The following is a 19,188-nucleotide window of genomic DNA, read 5'->3' on the forward strand; positions in this document are numbered from 1 at the left end:
TTTATTGGGTTACTCGCCAGCAAATCAAAGACCCAATAACGACCATCACGACACCTTGCCAAAAGCTCGCCGATAACGCGACCCCGAGAATGATCGAGGAAAACAAAGTCGAGAAAATCGGGGTAAAGTACGACAAAGTGGCAAGCAACAACATGTTGCCTTGCATAATACCGCTGTTCCACAAACCATAACCACTGGCCATAATGACCGCGGCGAGCAATAAGTAAAAAGTCGATTCGAGATTAAACGATAATGCAGGCTCACTAGAAAATGCATAGCGAATCCATAATACGCTTGCCGTCATAGCAAAGAATAAGGTGATCGCATTTTTCCCCTGTGATAGCCGTTTAGTGATGTTGCAATAAATCGCCCATAAGAACGCACCAATCAAAGCCATCGCGTAAGTGGCAGGATTACTTTGTACATTCTGCGCCAGTTGCGAAAGCGACAAAGATTGATCACCCGTTATCGCCCATGCCACGCCAATAAATGCCAACGCCACACTAGGGTACACCCAAGGATTGGTTTTCTTACTGTTGCTTATTACTGCAATCAAAACCGTTAACGCAGGCCATAAATAATTAATTACGGCCATATCTAGCGCTTGTTGTCGGCTATTTGCCATCCCTATCGCTAAAGACAAGCACACTTCATACGCGGCAAATAAACCCCCCGCCACCAGCACATACCGCTTTGATAAGGTTTTTAGCTGCGGGCTTCCAACGACACAAATCAACACTAGCGTCGCCACCGTGTAGATACTGGCCGCGCCGCCAATAGGCCCTAGTAGCTCTGCCACCTTACGGGCAATACCAATAACACAGCTCCATAACAAAATGGCGGCAATACCGTATAGGGTGTACTTATGTGCTTGCAAAATTCATCCTCATTATTTGAGTCAGTATCTTAATCAATCTTGATACGACTGCCAGCATAAATCACCAAGCATAAAAAAGGCCTGCATGTATGTGCAGACCTTATTAACGGGGATAGCTAAATTAATGCGCCAGAGAGCGATTTAACAAAGTGCTTTTGGCTTTATTGAAGTAATGACGCAACATCAACAGCGCCAACACCACCGCTGATGAAATGCTTAACCAATGCGGTAGCACTTCATGTTCACCAGCACTTAACGGTTGCACAGAAAAGCCGTATGCTGAAACCAAATAGTCCGTAGCCAAACCAAACACTATCGCTGTTCCCACGACACCGACCACGTAGGCAAATAAAGAACGCTTACCTAGCTCTTTTCCGACCACACCTAATGTCGCAATATTGGTTGCAGGCCCTGCCAACATAAACACCAGTACCGCGCCCGGACTGATACCTGACATCAGTAGACCTGCGGCAATAGGCGTAGATGCTGTGGCACAAATATACATAGGCACACTAATAACCACCATCAACAACATGCTCCAAATAGTGCCGCCCCATTGTGCTAGAAAATCAGTTTCTATATAGGTTTCAATTAATGCTGCAAAAAACAAACCGATTAATAGCCAAGTGCTAATGTCTTTCACTAAGTCAGTTGCCGCAAAGCTCATTCCTGATTTCAATTTACCTAATGCCGATGAAGACGCTGGCGATTTAGAACAGCAAGCGCTTTGCTGTGTCGAACAACAAGATGATGTGGCAGGTATAGGCTCTACTGACTTAGGTTTAGAAGAGCAACAAGATGATGTAACGAACTCAGTCTTTACGGGTTCAGATTTAGCAGAACAACATGATGACGTGCTAGAGGTCGATACTTTCGCCACTTTTGGTTTTATCGCATTCACCGCAAAGCCCGCACCTTTATTTGCCACAGGTTTTAAATTACTAGCGCTCAAGGTCGGTGGTACTTTATCAGCGTGCTGATCTTCCTTACCCACCAACAGCCCCGCCACAATCGCACTGCAAATGGCCGCGATAGGGCGAATGATCGCCATAAATGGCCCTAATAAAGCGTAAGACACCGAAACAGAATCAATGCCCGTTTCAGGGGTTGCTACCAAAAATGAAGTAGTTGCGCTTTTCGATGCACCGCTACGACGTAAGCCAAGAGCGGCAGGAATCACGCCACACGAACAAAGCGGTAAAGGTGCGCCAATGAACGCCGCTTTAATTGTTGTCTTAGCCCCCTTGCCTCCCAAATGCTTAGCCAGCAAATCAGTAGGAACCCACTCTTTTAACAGACCTGCCACCAATAAGCCCAATAGCATCCAAAAGCCGGACTCGATAAACAAATCAATAAAGTTATTGAATAAACTCACTTCGCTTCCTCATTTACATCACAATCAGCGCTGTCTAGCGCCTCTAAGATACAACAGTGAGTGGCTGGCTCGTCGCCACCACAACAAGATGCGCTCAACTTACTTAGTGAGCTTTGAAAGACTTGCAGCTCTTTAATCTTCTCTTCTACGTTAGCTAGTTTAAGATCCACTATGTCTTTGGCTTCATGGCAACTGTAGCTATCACGATCAATTTGAATAGAGAGCAAATCGGCTATTTCGGTTAAGGTGAAACCAATTTTCTTAGCGCGTATGATAAAGCCCAGTCTATTGGCATCCAACTCGGTATAGACTCGATAGCCACTGGCATTGCGCGAGCTTGGCTTTAAGATGCCGTGCTTTTCATAAAAGCGTAATGTGTCTGACTTGATATCAAATAACTTTGCCAGTTCGCCTATTTTGTACATCCTTTCACTCACCAAATTTCCGATTAACGCTATAAGTATAAACCTTAGATATAACTCCAAGGTCAAGAAAAGACTGCATCATAATTTGCAATAATGTTTAAGTTATTTTTTCTTCACTCTGAACAGCAATAACGGCAAAGAGACAGTTTTTTGACAATAAAATGCAAATGCCAAACGATTGCGCGAGCTTTTTAGTAAATTATTCGATAAAATACGCGCCATTCAAATTGATGAATTTTTACTCGCGAAAGGTTTTTGTCAAAGTGGTTTAACAGTCTTCATCCAGACTCGACTTTAACAAACATCTTTTCATCCAACTTGATTCCAAAATCAGCAGTGGCTATGAAGATGCACCCTGTAATCAAATTTATGATTCAGAGCTTCTTTTTACTCTGTCGATAGCGGATACATTTAAGTACTTGAGGAATATGGAAGCATGAGTAACGCTCGCCCAATTCGCCGCGCTCTTATCAGCGTATCTGATAAAACTGGCATCGTAGAATTTGCTAAAGCCCTAGCTGAACGCAATGTTGAACTTCTTTCAACTGGTGGCACCGCTCGCCTGCTTGCTGAGCAAGGCCTAGCTGTGACTGAAGTGTCTGACTATACTGGCTTCCCAGAAATGATGGACGGTCGTGTTAAGACCCTTCACCCTAAAGTACACGGTGGTGTACTAGGTCGTCGTGGCCAAGATGATGACATCATGGAAAAACATGGTATCAACCCTATCGATATGGTTGTTGTTAACCTATACCCTTTTGCTGAAACAGTAGCAAAAGAAGGTTGTACTCTGGCTGACGCTGTTGAGAACATCGATATCGGTGGCCCAACAATGGTTCGTTCTGCGGCTAAAAACCACAAAGACGTGACTATCGTAGTAAACGCTCATGATTACGAGCGCGTGATTACTGAAATGGACGCAAACGACAAGTCTCTTACTCTAGAAACTCGTTTCGACCTCGCTATCGCAGCCTTTGAGCACACTGCTTCTTACGACGGCATGATCGCAAACTACTTCGGCACTATGGTTCCATCTTACGGTGAGAACAAAGAAGGTGACCAAGAGTCTAAATTCCCTCGTACGTTCAACCAACAGTTCGAGAAAAAACAAGACATGCGCTACGGTGAAAACAGCCACCAAGCAGCCGCATTCTATGTTGAAGCAAACCCTGAAGAAGCCTCTGTTTCTACAGCGCGTCAAATTCAAGGTAAAGCACTTTCTTACAACAACATTGCAGATACAGATGCTGCGCTTGAGTGTGTGAAAGAGTTCGACCAACCGGCATGTGTAATTGTTAAGCACGCTAACCCTTGTGGTGTAGCACTAGGCGAAAATATCCTAGAAGCTTATGACCGTGCATTCAAAACAGACCCAACATCTGCATTTGGTGGCATCATCGCCTTCAACCGCGAACTTGATGCAGCGACTGCAACCGCAATCACTGAACGTCAATTTGTTGAAGTGATTATTGCGCCTTCTGTTTCTGCTGAAGCAGTAGCCATCGTAGCGGCGAAGAAAAACCTACGCCTTCTAGAGTGTGGTGAGTGGACAACTAAGACAACTGGCTTTGACGTGAAACGCGTTAACGGTGGTTTGTTGGTGCAAGACCGCGACCAAGGCATGGTGTCTGAAGCTGACCTTAAAGTGGTATCAAAACGCCAGCCAACGGCTGAAGAGCTAAAAGATGCACTGTTCTGCTGGAAAGTAGCAAAATACGTGAAATCTAACGCGATTGTTTACTCGAAAGGTGACATGACTATCGGTGTGGGCGCAGGCCAAATGAGCCGCGTTTACTCTGCGAAAATCGCAGGTATTAAAGCCGCAGACGAAGGTCTACAAGTTGAAGGTTGCGTAATGGCATCGGATGCATTCTTCCCATTCCGCGACGGTATCGACGCGGCGGCAGAAGCTGGCATTAAATGTGTTATCCAACCGGGTGGCTCTATGCGTGACCAAGAAGTTATCGATGCTGCTGATGAACACGGCATGGCGATGATCTTCACTGGTATGCGTCACTTCCGTCACTAATTGTTCTGAGTTTTCTAGACGATTAGCAATGCAATTAAAATTAGCCTCTCAGATTTGAGAGGCTTTTAAGAATTTAAAAGTTGAGGATTAAACATGAACGTATTAATCATCGGTGCTGGCGGTCGTGAGCACGCTCTAGGCTGGAAAGCCGCGCAAAACCCAAATGTTGAAACTGTTTTTGTTGCACCAGGTAATGCAGGTACAGCGCTAGAACCAAAACTTGAAAACGTAAACATTGGCGTTGAAGATATCGCAGCTTTAGTGGCTTTTGCCAAAGAAAAAAGCATCGAGCTAACTATCGTTGGCCCTGAAGCACCATTGGTTATCGGTGTGGTTGATGCCTTCCGTGAAGCCGGTCTTCCTATCTTTGGCCCAACTCAAGCAGCAGCTCAGCTTGAAGGTTCAAAAGCGTTCACTAAAGATTTCCTAGCTCGCCATAAGATCCCTACGGGTTCTTACGCTAACTTCACTGAAATTGAACCAGCACTTGCTTACGTACGTGAGCAAGGCGCGCCAATCGTAGTGAAAGCTGACGGCCTTGCGGCAGGTAAAGGCGTTATCGTTGCGATGACTCTTACTGAAGCTGAAGACGCAATCAAAGACATGCTAGCCGGTAATGCCTTTGGCGATGCTGGCAGCCGCGTAGTGATCGAAGAATTCCTAGAAGGCGAAGAAGCCAGCTTCATCGTTATGGTTGATGGCTCTAGCGTACTGCCTATGGCGACTAGCCAAGACCACAAACGCGTGGGTGACAAGGATACAGGTCCTAACACTGGCGGTATGGGTGCTTACTCTCCTGCGCCAGTAGTCACTCCAGAAATCCACAATCGCATTCTTGAAGAAGTCATCTACCCTACCGTACGCGGTATGGATGCAGAAGGCGCTCCTTACACAGGTTTCCTATACGCAGGTCTAATGATTGATGCTGACGGTACACCAAAAGTAATCGAGTACAACTGCCGCTTTGGTGACCCAGAAACTCAACCTATCATGATGCGTATGGAATCGGATCTTGTTGAACTTTGCCTAATGGCAATTGACGAGAAACTGGATGAAGCCGAATCTAAATGGGACCCTCGCGCTTCTATCGGTGTGGTTCTTGCCGCTGGCGGATACCCTGCTGACTACGCAAAAGGCGATGTAATTTCTCTACCTAGCACTGAAGTTGAAGGTCAAAAGATCTTCCATGCAGGTACGGCAAACAACGAAGCGGGCGATGTAGTGACTAACGGCGGACGCGTACTTTGTGCTACAGCGCTGGGTAATAGCGTTTCTGAAGCTCAACAGCGCGCTTACGAGCTAACTAAACAAGTCTCTTGGGATGGCATGTTCCATCGCAACGATATTGGCTACCGCGCGATTGCTCGCGAACAGCAAAAATAGTCTCGCGACGCTAAAACGACAAAAGCCACTTCATTGAAGTGGCTTTTTTAATAAATGATGCTTTGCAATCAAGCGTACTTAAAAATTCGTGACGCTAACGGTTAGCTTTTTAAGTTCGGCTTTTCGATACAATCTACATTGCCATGTTTCAGTATCAGCAATTTATCGACTACGATTTTTTTGCTTTGATACTCTCCCACAAAGGCAGCAAAGTTTTCTTCATCTTTTAAGCGGTCAATCACGACTGTAGGTAATTTGTCTTTCAATTCAATATTGTTGAATGCACGACCTTCACAAGTCATAAAGACTCCACGCTCCCAGTAACCTTGAATCAACTCGACCCCTTGTTTTTGTTGCACCTTACCGGTACTCACTAAGTCGTTCGCTTGTTGTTTCACTTCCGCAATCTGGTTTTTATCCATTGGGATAACTTTGCCGTTGAGACGCAAGCGTTGATAAACCGCCTCGCCGTTGCCACTAAAACGCAATCTCATTTGATAAGGCACGAGTTTGTCGGAGCTTGAGAGTTTTTCGCCAGTGCGGATAATTTCTTGGAGATTATTGTCACCCCAAATGTAGTGGCTCTTGTACCAAGTCTTATCTTTAAAAGTCACACTATCGGCACTGGTCTCTGGGGAATCAACACGTTGTGTTAACCAATATAGAGCAGTTTTAGAATCGTCGGCGTAACCGCCTGAGTATTCAGTAAGTGAACTTGCTTGACGCAATGGAGTAGTAGCAGAAGAACAACCCGCTAGGGTTAAAATAGCTAAAGCAGAAGTAATGAGGTGTTTCATAAAAAATACGCCGAGCGATGACACTCGGCGTATTTTACATTAATTCACTGAATCTTTCAGCGCTTTCCCTGCGGTAAATGCAGGAACATTTGCCGCTGCAATTTGAATCTCTTCACCAGTCTTAGGGTTACGACCAGTGCGTGCGTTACGATGAGATACTTTAAATGTACCAAAACCAATTAGTTGAACTTGGTCGCCTTCTTTAAGAGCACCAGTTACGCCTTCTAAAGTCGCTTCAAGAGCTGCTTTTGCTTGAGCTTTTGACAAATCTGCTTTTTCTGCAATTGCATCGATTAATTGGGTCTTGTTCATTAGGGTTTCCCTTCTAAAATGTTTGAGAACAAAGCCACTCTAAATCATAAAGGCTCCATCTGGCAAAGGGTTGCGGGTGATCTTTCGGTTCAAGCGAACATTTTTTAACTCATTCTGCAATTCAACTCACAAATTCACCAGCATCAACGTGCTTGATGCTTGAATTTTCAACACTAAGCACCTACTTACAAACTATCTATTATTGGCTGTCACCACTTTGAATACAGCCAATTTGTTCACTAAATGTTCACATAAGGTACTATGTTACTTCTTACAATTTATGTTTCTATCGCCATTGGAGTTTCGTTCATCTGTTCGGTGTTAGAGGCTGTTCTGCTAAGCATCTCCCCCAGTTACATTGCGCAATTAAGACAACAAGGCCACCCTGCGGCGAGCCGATTGAGCAACCTAAAGTCAGATATCGATCGCCCTCTTGCTTCCATACTCACGCTCAATACAATTGCACACACCATAGGGGCTGCCAGTGCCGGCGCTCAAGCCTCCATTGTGTTTGGTAGCGAATGGCTTGGCGTTTTCTCTGCGGTACTGACTTTGGGTATTTTAGTACTCTCTGAAATTGTGCCAAAAACCATAGGTGCAACTTACTGGCGTCAACTTGCGCCGTTATCGGCCAATATTTTAAATTGGATGGTTTGGGGGCTAAGACCTTTTGTGTGGTTTTCTGAGCAAATCACCAAACGCCTTTCTCGTGGTAATGTTGAACCTAAACTGCGTGAAGAAATGTCAGCTATGGCGATTTTGGCAGAAGAATCGGATGAATTTGGTGAAGACGAAACACGCATTCTGAATAATTTACTCAACCTGCCAAATGTATCAGTCACTAAAGCCATGACACCTCGCCCCGTCGTTTTTCGTGTCAACGCCTCATTGTCTATTGATGAGTTTTTAGAGAAACATCAAGACACTCCCTTCTCTAGACCTTTGGTGTATGTCGAGCAAAAAGACAATATTTGTGGTTTTGTGCATCGATTAGAATTATTCAAACTTCAACAGCAACATAAAGGGACTGAGCTATTAGGCAATGTGATGCGTCCCATTCATGTATTTTTGAACAACAGCACTTTGCCCAAAGTATTTGCCAATATGCTGGCGCAAAGACTGCACATTGCGTTAGTCGTTGATGAATACGGAACGGTGCAAGGTATTGTCACACTAGAAGATATTTTTGAGTTTTTATTAGGACAAGAGATTGTTGATGAGGCTGATAAAAATCGAGACATGCAACAAGTCGCTCACGAGCGCTGGGAGCAATGGACCAAAAAACACGGCGTGATTATCAGCAATGACGATGAAGTGCCCAATACGGATAAAAACCCAAATAGCGAGACCGACCCACACTCAGGTTCCAACAGTAAATAAGCAAAACGGGAGCCTTAATAGGCTCCCGTTTTATTTTTCACTTCATTGGGCAGGCAGGTTAAAGCTGCACACCAATGTTACTAATGCCGTCATCGCGTAATTCTGCACGCAAATCTTTAATCAATTCGATATCACGCTCAGTGCATTCACGTAGCGGACGGGCAATTGCCCACTGTACATCCCACTCTTCACAAACGGCTTCGTTTTGTTTTTGATTGTCGTTAGTAATTTCATCACTACCTTGCGCAACTTCAAGGTCAGCTACTGTCATCACTGACTGTTGGCTAATGTTTTGTACCGCTTCAGACAAAAGATCGCGATCCAATAACGCATGTATTAACTCAGCAAGCCCCATACAGGCATCGATAGCTGGATAAACACCGTAAAACTCAAATTCATCAGCGTTTGGCACCAACTCCTCAAGCTTCTCTAATTGGCGCTCAAAATTTACCTTCGCACTTTTGACGGTCAGTAGCTCCCAAATGCTATCGAGAATATCTCGGTAGATTCGTGCCTCGGCAAATTCCGTTGTTTGACAAAACATGGCATAGTTTGGGTACATACGTTCACACAAACTGACCATAAAAGTGATTTGTTGCCAAGGTTCTAGTTTCTCAATACGAACCTGAAGAGGATTCTGTAACATAACGACTCACAATTGTGGGAAAACAGCAAAAGTGTACTTGATAACACCCAAATAACAAAGAAACAGGGACGCGCTTTCGATGAAAACTGCTATTCAATACCTCTATGTCCTGTCGAAAAACAAGGCAGAATATCTTCAACTACTGAAAAACGCGGATTTACCGCAACTTGAAATTACTGAAGATCCATCAATAGCGAATATATTATTAGCCTCTCCACCCATGGCCGCTGAAGTAATTCATCAGTTTCCCAAACTAGAATGGCTGCAATCAATTTATGCGGGTGTCGACCCTCTGACTCAACCAGCACCACGTAAAGACTATCTGCTCACCAATGTAAAAGGCATATTTGGCCAACCAATCAGTGAGTATGTACTGGGGTACTCTATCGCACACTTTCGCCACTTTGACCTTTATCAGCAACAACAAAAGCAACAATTATGGCAACCACATCCATATGTCTGTCTCAATGAAAAGAGCATGGTGATATTAGGAACAGGCTCTATCGGTACGCACCTTTCCGTTTCTGCTAAAGCGTTAGGTTTAACGACGATCGGCGTAAACTCTAGTGGAAACACACCGGCGGATGGACAATTTGATGAAGTACTGCCTATTTCTGAGCTGAATCGTGCTTTGAGCTTGGCGGATATTGTAGTGTCAGTATTACCCAATACCGCGCAAACTAAAGGAATACTCAATAAACAGAGTTTAAGCCACTGTAAACAAGCGCTACTATTTAATGTGGGGCGCGGCGATGCTATTGATGCACAAGGGCTACTGAGTGCTTTAGAGGAAGAGCACCTAGAGCATGCCTTTTTGGATGTGTTCGTGAATGAACCAATTTCTCAGCAATGCCCATATTGGCAAAACCCAAAAGTCACAGTCACTCCGCACAATGCCGCGCACAGTTTTCCACCTCAGGTTATGGGGCTGTTTAAAGACAATTATCAACGCTGGTTAGAAGAAAAGCCTTTGCGGGCGATGGTCGATTTTAAGAAAGGTTATTAAAACGAAAAAAACGCCACAGTAGTGGCGTTTTTTATTAGTTCTTTATGCTTTAAGCGAAAACTTATACGCCGTATTGCGCGCGGTAAGCTTTTACTGATTCAAGTTGCTCAGCATTATCACCCTTCTCTTCTAGGAAGGTAATAAGGTCAGTTAGGCTAACGATAGAGATGATTGAACAGTTAAAATCACGTTCCACTTCTTGGATAGCTGAAAGCTCGCCTTTGCCTTTTTCTTGACGGTCAATGGCAACTAATACGCCAGCCAGATCTGCACCGTTAGCTTGGATGATTTCCATAGATTCACGGATAGCAGTGCCTGCCGTGATTACATCGTCCACCAGCATAATACGGCCTTCTAGTGGGCTACCGACAAGGTTGCCACCTTCGCCGTGATCTTTGGCTTCTTTACGGTTAAAACAGTATGGCTTATCGGTATCATGATGATCCGCTAGTGCAACTGCAGTCGTTGTAGCAATTGGGATGCCTTTGTACGCAGGGCCAAATAGCACATCATAATCAATTGCAGAATCAGCTAATGCAGCGGCGTAAAAACGGCCTAAACGTGCCAAATCACGACCAGTGTTAAACAGGCCAGCGTTAAAGAAGTAAGGGCTCGTACGGCCCGATTTTAGAGTAAACTCTCCAAACTTAAGAACTTGTTTCTCAAGTGCAAACTCAATAAATTCACGCTGGTATGCTTTCATTCTTTTCTCTCTTATAGGATCTAAATATTTCGGTATTTCTATACTGGATTAACGCATCTCCAAACGGAGACAAAAAAATAGCCCCGCTAGGAGCTATTTAAAAAAACTATTCTGCCAGTGCCGCTTTTTGCACTTCGATGATATCAGCGATGCCCTTTTGCGCCAGAGCCAATAGTTCCATCAACTCTTCGTGCGAGAACGGTTCGCCTTCGGCTGTACCTTGAACTTCAATCATTTTACCTTCTTCGGTCATAACGACGTTCATATCAGTGTCAGCGGCTGAATCTTCAACATACTCAAGGTCACAACGACCCTCACCTTCAACAATACCCACAGATGCTGATACATGGCCTTTCATAGGGTTCGCTTTTAGCTTGCCTGCTGCAACCAATTTTTGGAACGCATCCGCCATAGCTACACTAGCACCAGAAATTGATGCAGTACGTGTACCGCCATCAGCTTGGATTACATCACAATCCACGGTGACCATGATTTCGCCCATCGCTTCTAAATCAACCACAGCACGTAGGCTGCGAGCGATCAGACGTTGGATTTCCATAGTGCGGCCGCCTTGCTTGCCACTGGCCGCTTCACGACGGTTACGAGTGTGCGTCGCGCGAGGTAACATACCGTATTCCGCAGTTACCCAACCTTTACCTTTGCCTTTCAACCAACGAGGGACATTCTCTTCAACAGAGGCATTACACAATACCTTGGTATTGCCAAACTCCACCAATACAGAACCTTCTGCATAAGCGGTGTAGTTGCGAGTCATTTTAATAGGACGAACCTGATCTACTGCACGATCGTTTGGACGCATTGAAAGTCACCTAAATTATTGGGTATGAAATTGTTCGAGATTATATAGCATCATGAAACAGGATGCGACTTTAGGGAGTCGCTAGGTTTTGTGCTAAGATTGCCCGCAATATAGACGCACACCGATGTGATGAATAAAGGTAATTCAATGATCTACAGCATGACCGCTTACGCGCGTAAAGAAGTGAAAGGCGATTGGGGTAACGCAGTATGGGAAATCCGCTCTGTGAACCAACGTTATTTAGAAACCTATTTCCGTTTACCTGAGCAGTTCCGTGGCCTTGAGCCTATCCTTCGCGACCGCTTTCGTAAGCGTTTAGCTCGCGGTAAGGTGGAATGTCACCTACGCTTCGAAGCAAACCCAAGCGCTAAAGGTGAGCTAAGCATCAATGAAGACCTAGCACAACAAGTCATCAATGCCGCTAAACAAGTAATGGAAATGACCGGTGAAGACAACCGCATCAACCCATTCCAAGTGATGCAATGGCAAGGCGTGATGGAAACACCAGAGCAAGACATGGACAGCGTAAACAAAGATCTGTTAGCGGGCTTTGAAGGTGCCATAGCTGACTTCCTTGACGCTCGTGCAAGTGAAGGCGAAAACATGAAAGCGTTAATCGACCAACGCTTAGCCGCCATCACCGACGAAGTGGTTAAAGTGCGCGCTCGCATGCCAGAAATCCTACAATGGCAACGTGACCGTCTACTCAACAAATTTGAAGAAGCCTCTATCGAACTAGACTCATCTCGCGTTGAGCAAGAACTTATCGTTCTAGCACAAAAATCTGACGTAGCAGAAGAACTAGACCGCCTAGACTCTCACGTAAAAGAAACCACCAGCATTATGAAAAAAGGTGGCGCAGTAGGCCGCCGTCTAGACTTCATGATGCAAGAATTCAACCGTGAGTCGAACACGCTAGCGTCTAAATCTATTAGCACAGATATCACCGCTTCTGGCGTTGAACTGAAGGTGTTGATTGAGCAGATGCGTGAGCAGATCCAGAACATTGAGTAATTGAATTAATTGCTAAAAGCGGGGTCAGGTCTTGAAATTTGCAGATGCAAATTTCAAGACCTGACCCCTTAGTGACTACTACCCCTCTACCCCAAGCAACAATTCCGTGGTTTGAGGAATTAAACATTCGCGCCTGTGGTTCCGATTATCTATTTCCATCAAGACGAGCAAGTAAGCGCCGTGCCTATATCTCTGATGACACACTGAATCACGCACTGGCAAAGCTCTTTGGGCAGAAAGTCGATAGCAATAAACAACCTTATGACAACCCACTTGGCAAAGCAGGGGTCACACACTTCACTATTCACGATCTTCGCCGCACTTGTCGAAGCCTGTTAGCGGCAGTCGGGACACCGGGGCATATTGCTGAACGCTGCCTCAACCACAAGCTCAAAGGCGTGGAAGGAATCTACAACCGCCATGATTATCTGGACAGGCGCAGAAAAGCATTAAACAAGCTCTCTGAAAAGCTGGCACCAATAGTTAATGGTGACAACAAGATCATCCCACCAAGCAAAAGAATAAAATGAGGGAAAGTCCGTGAACCCTAATGAAGAACAACACCATAAAGACAACATTCAGCAAGCACTAAAACTCTGTCGCTACGTTAAATGGCTTAAGGTCATACTCGCTTTCGCTATCGCCACAGCTTATTTCAGTGGCTTTGAGTGGCTTCCTGAATTAATGATCATTGCTCTGCTGACCTGCCTAGTGTTACCACTCGGCTTCTTTGATGTATTTATTCAAAAGTTGCTGGAATACAACACTCGGCTACTGGAAGAACGGCAACGTCTCAATGCTGAAGAAGCAAATAAGCATTTTGATAAGTTGTACAAATCAAATAGGGACTATTAACAGCCCGAATTCACCTCTCAAGACATCACAACCCAGAGAATAAAAAAGCAAGTATGAATCTAATTAATAGCTAAAGCGGGGTCAGGTCTTGAAATTTGCATCTGCAAATTTCAAGACCTGACCCCGCTTTTTATTTTTAAATTATCCCACCGCTAATTTTGCAGCTTGTTGCCACATGAAGTTTGGCATGGCATGCCTTAATTTCCATGTGATACTCATAGGTTGTGAACCTGTGTGACTGACATAGTCAACTTCCCCATAATTCACGAAACCCATGGTACGACCGTACTGATCTTTTGTTTGCTCACGCACGAATAAGAACAAGCGTTTTTTATTCTGTCTGTGCTGTATATAGCTTAACCCTTTACCACGATCCGGGCGGGCACTATTTTGAGATTGCCAGTGGAATAAGTGCTCATTAATCGCATAATCATGATACATAGTTGTAGGTGAAAACTGCTTTCCATCTTTTTCCAACGTCACAAATAGTAATTCAATATTTTGATCTTGAAGAACAAGCACTCCCTCTCTTGCCGGAGATTTTCGTTCAAACGTTGTTGCGCCAAAAGCCACCAAAATTTGGTCGCGCGCATACCGAGCATGCAGCTTCAAAGGCACACTTGGCAAATCAGAAATAGTTAATTGTTGATATTTGGTTTTGCTCAACAACCAATCTAAAACACTCGCAAGCTCAGACGCGATATCTAGCTTTCGCAAAGAAGAGAAGCTCTCGGCTAATGAATCAAACCCTACAGTAGGCCCTGTGTTTTGCCAGAAATCGTAGTGACACATAAGTGCCTGCCGATTATTACTTTCAGCTAACTCAAAATTGGTAAGACAGAGATGTTTTAAAAAGCTCAAATAATCATGATCATCACAAGCTAAAATACGATTAAAAACCGCTTTTTGGAACATCTTCCAATGTAGGTTATTTGATGATGACTCACTCACTTTATCTTGCGATTTATCAACTAGCTCCTCCCAACAACCCTTTTTATACATATCGTTCAAATCAACATGAGGGTGTTGGATTAAAAAGTTAGATAGAGTCAAAGGTAACTCTGAGTGTTGCGGGTACTGCCTTATCATGCTCACCAAACGAGCTAGCGTCATGGATGCTTGTCGAATATTTCGCAATACCATCGCTTGAGTTTGTTTAGTCAATTCGATACGACAACCCAGAGGTGCATCAGGAAATCCTTGCTTAATCTCATCAGTAATCGCGCGTTTACTTTTTCCTACGAGAGCTCTAAATTTATTGGCAAAATCATATTCAGGACGAGAATTACCCACAAAATCTAAAACCGTACAACACTCTTTTCCATCTGCTAGTCTCAAACCTCGACCAAGCTGTTGCAAAAATATAGTCAAACTCTCGGTAGGTCTTAAAAAAAGCAAAGTATCCACTTCTGGAATATCGACACCTTCATTAAATATATCAACAACGCAAAGCACATTAATGTCACCAATACGTAGACTTTGCTGCTTTTGTTGGCGCTCATCACTATTATCGCTTGTTAAGATATCGGCTTTAATTCCCTTCAATAGGAATTGCTGAGTCATATATTGAGCATGCTCACGGCTTGCACAGAAAGCTAATGCTCTCATACCGCTTAAGTCTGTAATGATCTCTTGTAGGCTCAGTAATATCTTATTAAAGCGACTTTGATTGTGAGTATAGACATTGGTAAGTTGTGCAATATCGTAGCGACCACGACTCCAAGGGATTGTTCTTAAATCTGTATCGTCATCGATCCCAAAGTATTGAAATGGACAAAGGTGACGTTGATTTATGGCTTCGGGTAAGCGCAATTCAGCGGCTATCACGCCACCAAAGTCACTTAAAATATCACCGCCATCATGGCGCTCAGGAGTAGCGGTTAATCCAAGTAAAACATGAGGTTGAAAGAGCTTTAAGATGGCTCGATAACTACGAGCCGCGATGTGATGCACTTCATCGACAACGATATAATCATAGTAATCTGAGGTGAGATTTAACTGTTCAATATTTCGGTTAAATGTTTGTACTGACACAAATAACTGTCGATAGTGTTCAGGTTTATAATTGCCAACCCAAAGCTCACCAAAATCACTGTTTCTCAGTACACCACGATAGGCAGAGCAAGCTTGCTTTAGAATCTCTTCTCTATGGGCAATAAACAAAAAAGTAGCATTGGGGTTTTGTTTTCTAAAACGAGCGAAGTCAAATGCAGAGATTAAGGTTTTTCCTGTCCCTGTAGCCGCCACGACAAGGTTCCTAAACCGTTTATGAATGCTTCGTTCGACAGCTAATTGTTCTAATATATCGTTTTGATGAGGAAAAGGGGTGATATCAAAAAAGTGAGAGACTTCTTTATGGGTTTCGCCTCTCTCCTGCTTTAAAGCATGCCTAAGTTTTTCGACACTTACCGTATCACCAGTAAAAACTTCAAAATCATGGGATGCCCAGTACGTTTCAAAGGTACTTAAAGACTTTTGAATGATATGAGGTATCTCTTGTGAGGTGATTTTTAAGTTCCATTCTAATCCATTGGTTAAAGCCGAATGAGATAAATTAGAAGAGCCTATATAACCGGTGTGATAACCTGTATCGCGCAAAAATAGATAGCTTTTCGCATGCAAACGTTCGCGAGTAGTATTGTAGCTGAGCTTAACCTCGGTATTAGGTAGGCTCGCCAAATACTCTACCGCTTTGGCATCTGTCGCCCCCATGTACGAAGTAGTGATAATTTTAAGTTCACCACCACTATTGGTAAATGCTTCCAACTCTTTGCGAAAAATGCGTATCCCTGTCCATTTGATAAATGAGACCAACCAATAAATTTTGTTCGCAGATAAGATTTCTCTTTTTATCTCAGACTCTAGAGATAAACCCGCATTACTCCCACAGAAAAGCTCACTTTGAGTTAGCCCAGTCAAAGGGAATATATCGTCAATGTAGTTCTTTAGATCCGCAGAAACAGGGTTCTCTAGTTCATACAGAGCCGTTAAGATTTTTCCCTGACTATTGAGTAAGTTATCTTCTATCAGATCTTTGTCTTGAATCTGCTCTTTTAGCCACAAAAGCAGTTGATTAGAGAGTGCTATTTGATGGTGTAATCTGTCATCACTAGCAGGCACTGCATCAATCGCATATTCAATAATTTGCGATAAAAAACGCGAAAGCCAAACCGATGCCTCTGCTCCATCTAACGCGCGTTCACCAACATAATAACGTTCACGATCTACTCTATTTTCTATCAATTGAGTAATGAGTTGTTCATAAATGCCAATCTGTTGCATGCGTTACTTCTATCTCGATATTTTGATTTATTACACCAGGTTGTAATCGAAGAAGCGAATCTAATCTCATGACATATCGTGATAAATTGCCAAATCTACTTAGATAGCTTTTATCATACTGAAAGAAAACACCTTGATGGTTTTGTGCTAGTACACCCACCGATACGATTTCTCCCGTTGTGAGAGTTCGTTCCACATTCAGCTTTTAAATGGATTTAAAACTCATCTTTAAGTACCTCTTCTATACTGGTTGGTAAAGTGGCACGATCAGTAGTTGCTTGTGTCAGTTGATAAAGCCTGTCTAATGAATCCAACGATTGCCATAAAAGCAATAGTTGGCGAAATGAGATTTGCCCAGTGAGTTCAAATTTTTTAATTGTCGAAGCTGGTACACAACTACGTAGGGCAAGTGCCTCTCGCGATAGCTTCGCTTGCTTACGTAATCTACGCAGGTGAATAGCAAAGGCTTGACTTACATCGGCATCATCTAAAAGCAAAAAGTTCATAAGCAACCAAAAATGGACACAATAACACCCATTATAGCGTTTAACTCTTAATTATGGATACAATAATGTCCATTATAAATAAAAACCATCATATGATAGGGGAAGGGTCTGACCCCTAGTGACTAAATCTCTTACTAAAAGTAATCACGTTTGGCACTAACCCAAACGGTTCAGGATTTAGACTGACAAACATCAAAGACCACTTATTATTGTTATCTAGATATACTTGTAGTCGAAGAAAGCTTGCCCCTTTCTCATAATTAATCGCCACAAAGGCTATAGAAACTCTAGGAGTTACCTCCTCTATTGCTATCGTATCGTAAGAAGTTGGCTTCCCGTATCGTGACTCATAGCGCTTTAAAGCATCAATAACGGGTGCAGGTGCATCGCTGAATGGAGACCAATACTTTGCTGTCTTTTCAGCTGAATGGGTGAAGTAATAACTCACTTTATCATTGACTAATTCTTTTACCGAATCAGAAGCAAGGGTGAAAGGAGAAAAATTTATGATTAATAATAATGTGATTACTCTTAATAACATATGAATCCTATATTTAATCTAACAAAGTAATATTTACTTTTTCTTATACTAAATAGTCTCAACCAAGCGAATAGTAAAAACACTATAGCCTTTTTAATAATCAGTAAGTTATACACCTGCACTATTAATAGTACAAAATATAAATATTATCACTTACGCTTACAACCATAAAACAGAAAATAACAACTCATAATAATAAAGGTTATATATTGAATAAAAGAAGCTATGTATGGCATTTCCCAAGCTTTATATTTACTTCGACCCAAGGTTTCACCAGTAACAATTAATTCATATAACTGAGAAGCAGTAAAGCATGTTATTAAAACTAACAACATTCTAATTAACACCAATTTATTAGCTGATACATAAATTACAGTAAGTTTCATATCGTCAAAATAACCTTTAGTAGTAATAGAAAAATCATTTACAATTCAACAAATCAAGATCATTAATTACATTTTCAGGAACTTTATCTACTGTTGCTAAGTTAATCCTCCATTGTGCATTCTTCTCCTTATAAACTAGTAGCTTTAAATATGCAGCACCTTTCTCTAAGTTCATTTCAATATATATGTAGTTTGAGCGATTAGAGATCTTTTTAACCAATACAATACTGTGTTCTTCATACCTACCAAAAGTATCCTCCAGACCTTTAATGTATTGATTAAATTCAGGAGGTGCGCTTCCAAAAACCTTTTCACTTGCTTGAAGTAAAGGAACTCCAACAAAGTTATTCATTTGGCCATTGATATAATTTTCTATTGAGTCATCAGCTTGCCCGTTTCCAGAAAACCAAAATAACAAGAGCGTGAATAAAAATCTGTTTAATAACACACTAAAACTCCCTCAGCCTGGCTAAACTCTAAAATATTCCATATTCTTTTAAGATAAATCACTCTATTAGAGTTTTAAACAATCTCTCTGTATGAAAGCAAATTTAAGCGTCAAATACAGTTTCTTTATCTTCAAGTGTAAGGCTCATTTTTAAATAGTAATTCTATTTAGAACGAAAACCTAATATCAAAAAATAACAGGATACAAATACGAATGTTGAATATTTTAATACATACCCTGTATCACCCAAGCTCCATGCTTCGTACCTATCTATATTAGGTGTAATCCCTGTAACTACTGATTCATATAGTTGATTGCTAAATGACAAAATACAAAAAAAAGAGCAATCTTTACAAATATCAACTTATTTTTGTTTAAATAAATTATCGTTAGTTTCATATTT

General features: G+C 42.6%; 19 protein-coding genes. 7 read left to right on the forward strand and 12 right to left on the reverse strand.

Annotated elements, in window-relative coordinates:
• Position 1 precedes the first annotated feature (1 nt).
• The 3 genes from yddG to zntR all read right to left on the reverse strand — a co-directional run bounded on the left by yddG (position 2) and on the right by zntR (position 2,677).
• On the reverse strand, positions 2–880 hold the full coding sequence (yddG, locus tag VEZ01S_RS13630; protein ID WP_040891047.1) for an aromatic amino acid DMT transporter YddG: 879 nt from the start codon (positions 878–880) through the stop codon (positions 2–4).
• 118 nt (positions 881–998) lie between these two features.
• Positions 999–2,252, reverse strand: coding sequence for an SO_0444 family Cu/Zn efflux transporter (locus VEZ01S_RS13635; protein WP_021714632.1), 1,254 nt, complete (start codon positions 2,250–2,252; stop codon positions 999–1,001).
• A complete protein-coding gene (gene zntR, locus VEZ01S_RS13640; protein WP_021714633.1) occupies positions 2,249–2,677 on the reverse strand; it encodes a Zn(2+)-responsive transcriptional regulator in 429 nt (142 codons plus the stop codon). The genes VEZ01S_RS13635 and zntR overlap by 4 nt, the downstream gene beginning before the upstream one ends.
• A gap of 436 nt (positions 2,678–3,113) precedes the next feature.
• Here zntR and purH point away from each other — a divergent pair, with 436 nt between their 5' ends.
• Positions 3,114–4,706: a bifunctional phosphoribosylaminoimidazolecarboxamide formyltransferase/IMP cyclohydrolase gene (gene purH / locus VEZ01S_RS13645; RefSeq protein ID WP_021714634.1), complete on the forward strand. Its 1,593-nt coding sequence runs from the start codon at positions 3,114–3,116 to the stop codon at positions 4,704–4,706.
• A gap of 93 nt (positions 4,707–4,799) precedes the next feature.
• On the forward strand, positions 4,800–6,089 hold the full coding sequence (gene purD, locus VEZ01S_RS13650; protein WP_021714635.1) for a phosphoribosylamine--glycine ligase: 1,290 nt from the start codon (positions 4,800–4,802) through the stop codon (positions 6,087–6,089).
• Between the two features lie 101 nt (positions 6,090–6,190).
• Here the strand turns inward: purD and VEZ01S_RS13655 are convergent, their stop codons facing one another.
• On the reverse strand, positions 6,191–6,886 hold the full coding sequence (locus VEZ01S_RS13655) for a DUF1481 domain-containing protein (protein ID WP_021714636.1): 696 nt from the start codon (positions 6,884–6,886) through the stop codon (positions 6,191–6,193).
• Positions 6,887–6,925: 39 nt separating this feature from the next.
• Positions 6,926–7,198, reverse strand: a complete 273-nt coding sequence (hbs, locus tag VEZ01S_RS13660) for a non-specific DNA-binding protein Hbs (protein WP_021714637.1) — start codon at positions 7,196–7,198, stop codon at positions 6,926–6,928.
• Positions 7,199–7,459: 261 nt separating this feature from the next.
• Here hbs and VEZ01S_RS13665 point away from each other — a divergent pair, with 261 nt between their 5' ends.
• The gene (locus VEZ01S_RS13665) at positions 7,460–8,578 is read left to right on the forward strand and encodes a CNNM domain-containing protein (protein WP_021714638.1); all 1,119 of its coding nucleotides are present in this window, start codon (positions 7,460–7,462) and stop codon (positions 8,576–8,578) included.
• Positions 8,579–8,636: 58 nt separating this feature from the next.
• On the opposite strand, the gene VEZ01S_RS13670 is transcribed toward VEZ01S_RS13665, so the two are convergent.
• Complete coding sequence (locus VEZ01S_RS13670; protein WP_021714639.1) at positions 8,637–9,224, reverse strand: YjaG family protein; 588 nt, start codon at positions 9,222–9,224, stop codon at positions 8,637–8,639.
• A 79-nt stretch (positions 9,225–9,303) separates the two neighbouring features.
• Here VEZ01S_RS13670 and VEZ01S_RS13675 point away from each other — a divergent pair, with 79 nt between their 5' ends.
• Positions 9,304–10,230: a D-2-hydroxyacid dehydrogenase gene (locus VEZ01S_RS13675; protein ID WP_021714640.1), complete on the forward strand. Its 927-nt coding sequence runs from the start codon at positions 9,304–9,306 to the stop codon at positions 10,228–10,230.
• A 61-nt stretch (positions 10,231–10,291) separates the two neighbouring features.
• Here VEZ01S_RS13675 and pyrE read toward each other — a convergent pair whose 3' ends face one another.
• Positions 10,292–10,933 carry an orotate phosphoribosyltransferase gene (gene pyrE / locus VEZ01S_RS13680; RefSeq protein ID WP_021714641.1) on the reverse strand — a complete coding sequence of 214 codons (642 nt, stop codon included), beginning with the start codon at positions 10,931–10,933 and terminating at the stop codon, positions 10,292–10,294.
• Between the two features lie 106 nt (positions 10,934–11,039).
• Entirely contained in the window at positions 11,040–11,753 is a 714-nt protein-coding gene (gene rph / locus VEZ01S_RS13685) for a ribonuclease PH (protein ID WP_021714642.1), read from the reverse strand.
• Positions 11,754–11,900: 147 nt separating this feature from the next.
• On the opposite strand from rph, the gene VEZ01S_RS13690 reads away from it, so the two are divergent.
• From VEZ01S_RS13690 to VEZ01S_RS13700, 3 genes are all read left to right on the forward strand, one after another.
• Complete coding sequence (locus VEZ01S_RS13690) at positions 11,901–12,767, forward strand: YicC/YloC family endoribonuclease (protein WP_021714643.1); 867 nt, start codon at positions 11,901–11,903, stop codon at positions 12,765–12,767.
• A gap of 71 nt (positions 12,768–12,838) precedes the next feature.
• A complete protein-coding gene (locus VEZ01S_RS13695; protein ID WP_235868511.1) occupies positions 12,839–13,297 on the forward strand; it encodes a tyrosine-type recombinase/integrase in 459 nt (152 codons plus the stop codon).
• Between the two features lie 10 nt (positions 13,298–13,307).
• Positions 13,308–13,622: a hypothetical protein gene (locus tag VEZ01S_RS13700; RefSeq protein ID WP_021714645.1), complete on the forward strand. Its 315-nt coding sequence runs from the start codon at positions 13,308–13,310 to the stop codon at positions 13,620–13,622.
• A gap of 141 nt (positions 13,623–13,763) precedes the next feature.
• Here VEZ01S_RS13700 and VEZ01S_RS13705 read toward each other — a convergent pair whose 3' ends face one another.
• From VEZ01S_RS13705 to VEZ01S_RS13720, 4 genes are all read right to left on the reverse strand, one after another.
• Positions 13,764–16,904, reverse strand: a complete 3,141-nt coding sequence (locus VEZ01S_RS13705) for a DEAD/DEAH box helicase (RefSeq protein ID WP_021714646.1) — start codon at positions 16,902–16,904, stop codon at positions 13,764–13,766.
• Between the two features lie 215 nt (positions 16,905–17,119).
• A complete protein-coding gene (locus tag VEZ01S_RS13710; protein WP_021714648.1) occupies positions 17,120–17,410 on the reverse strand; it encodes a helix-turn-helix domain-containing protein in 291 nt (96 codons plus the stop codon).
• A gap of 115 nt (positions 17,411–17,525) precedes the next feature.
• The gene (locus VEZ01S_RS13715; RefSeq protein ID WP_021714649.1) at positions 17,526–17,951 is read right to left on the reverse strand and encodes a hypothetical protein; all 426 of its coding nucleotides are present in this window, start codon (positions 17,949–17,951) and stop codon (positions 17,526–17,528) included.
• Positions 17,952–18,371: 420 nt separating this feature from the next.
• The gene (locus VEZ01S_RS13720) at positions 18,372–18,785 is read right to left on the reverse strand and encodes a hypothetical protein (protein ID WP_021714651.1); all 414 of its coding nucleotides are present in this window, start codon (positions 18,783–18,785) and stop codon (positions 18,372–18,374) included.
• Positions 18,786–19,188: the final 403 nt, after the last annotated feature.

This window comes from Vibrio ezurae NBRC 102218 (genome assembly GCF_000467185.1).
GTDB lineage: Bacteria > Pseudomonadota > Gammaproteobacteria > Enterobacterales > Vibrionaceae > Vibrio > Vibrio ezurae.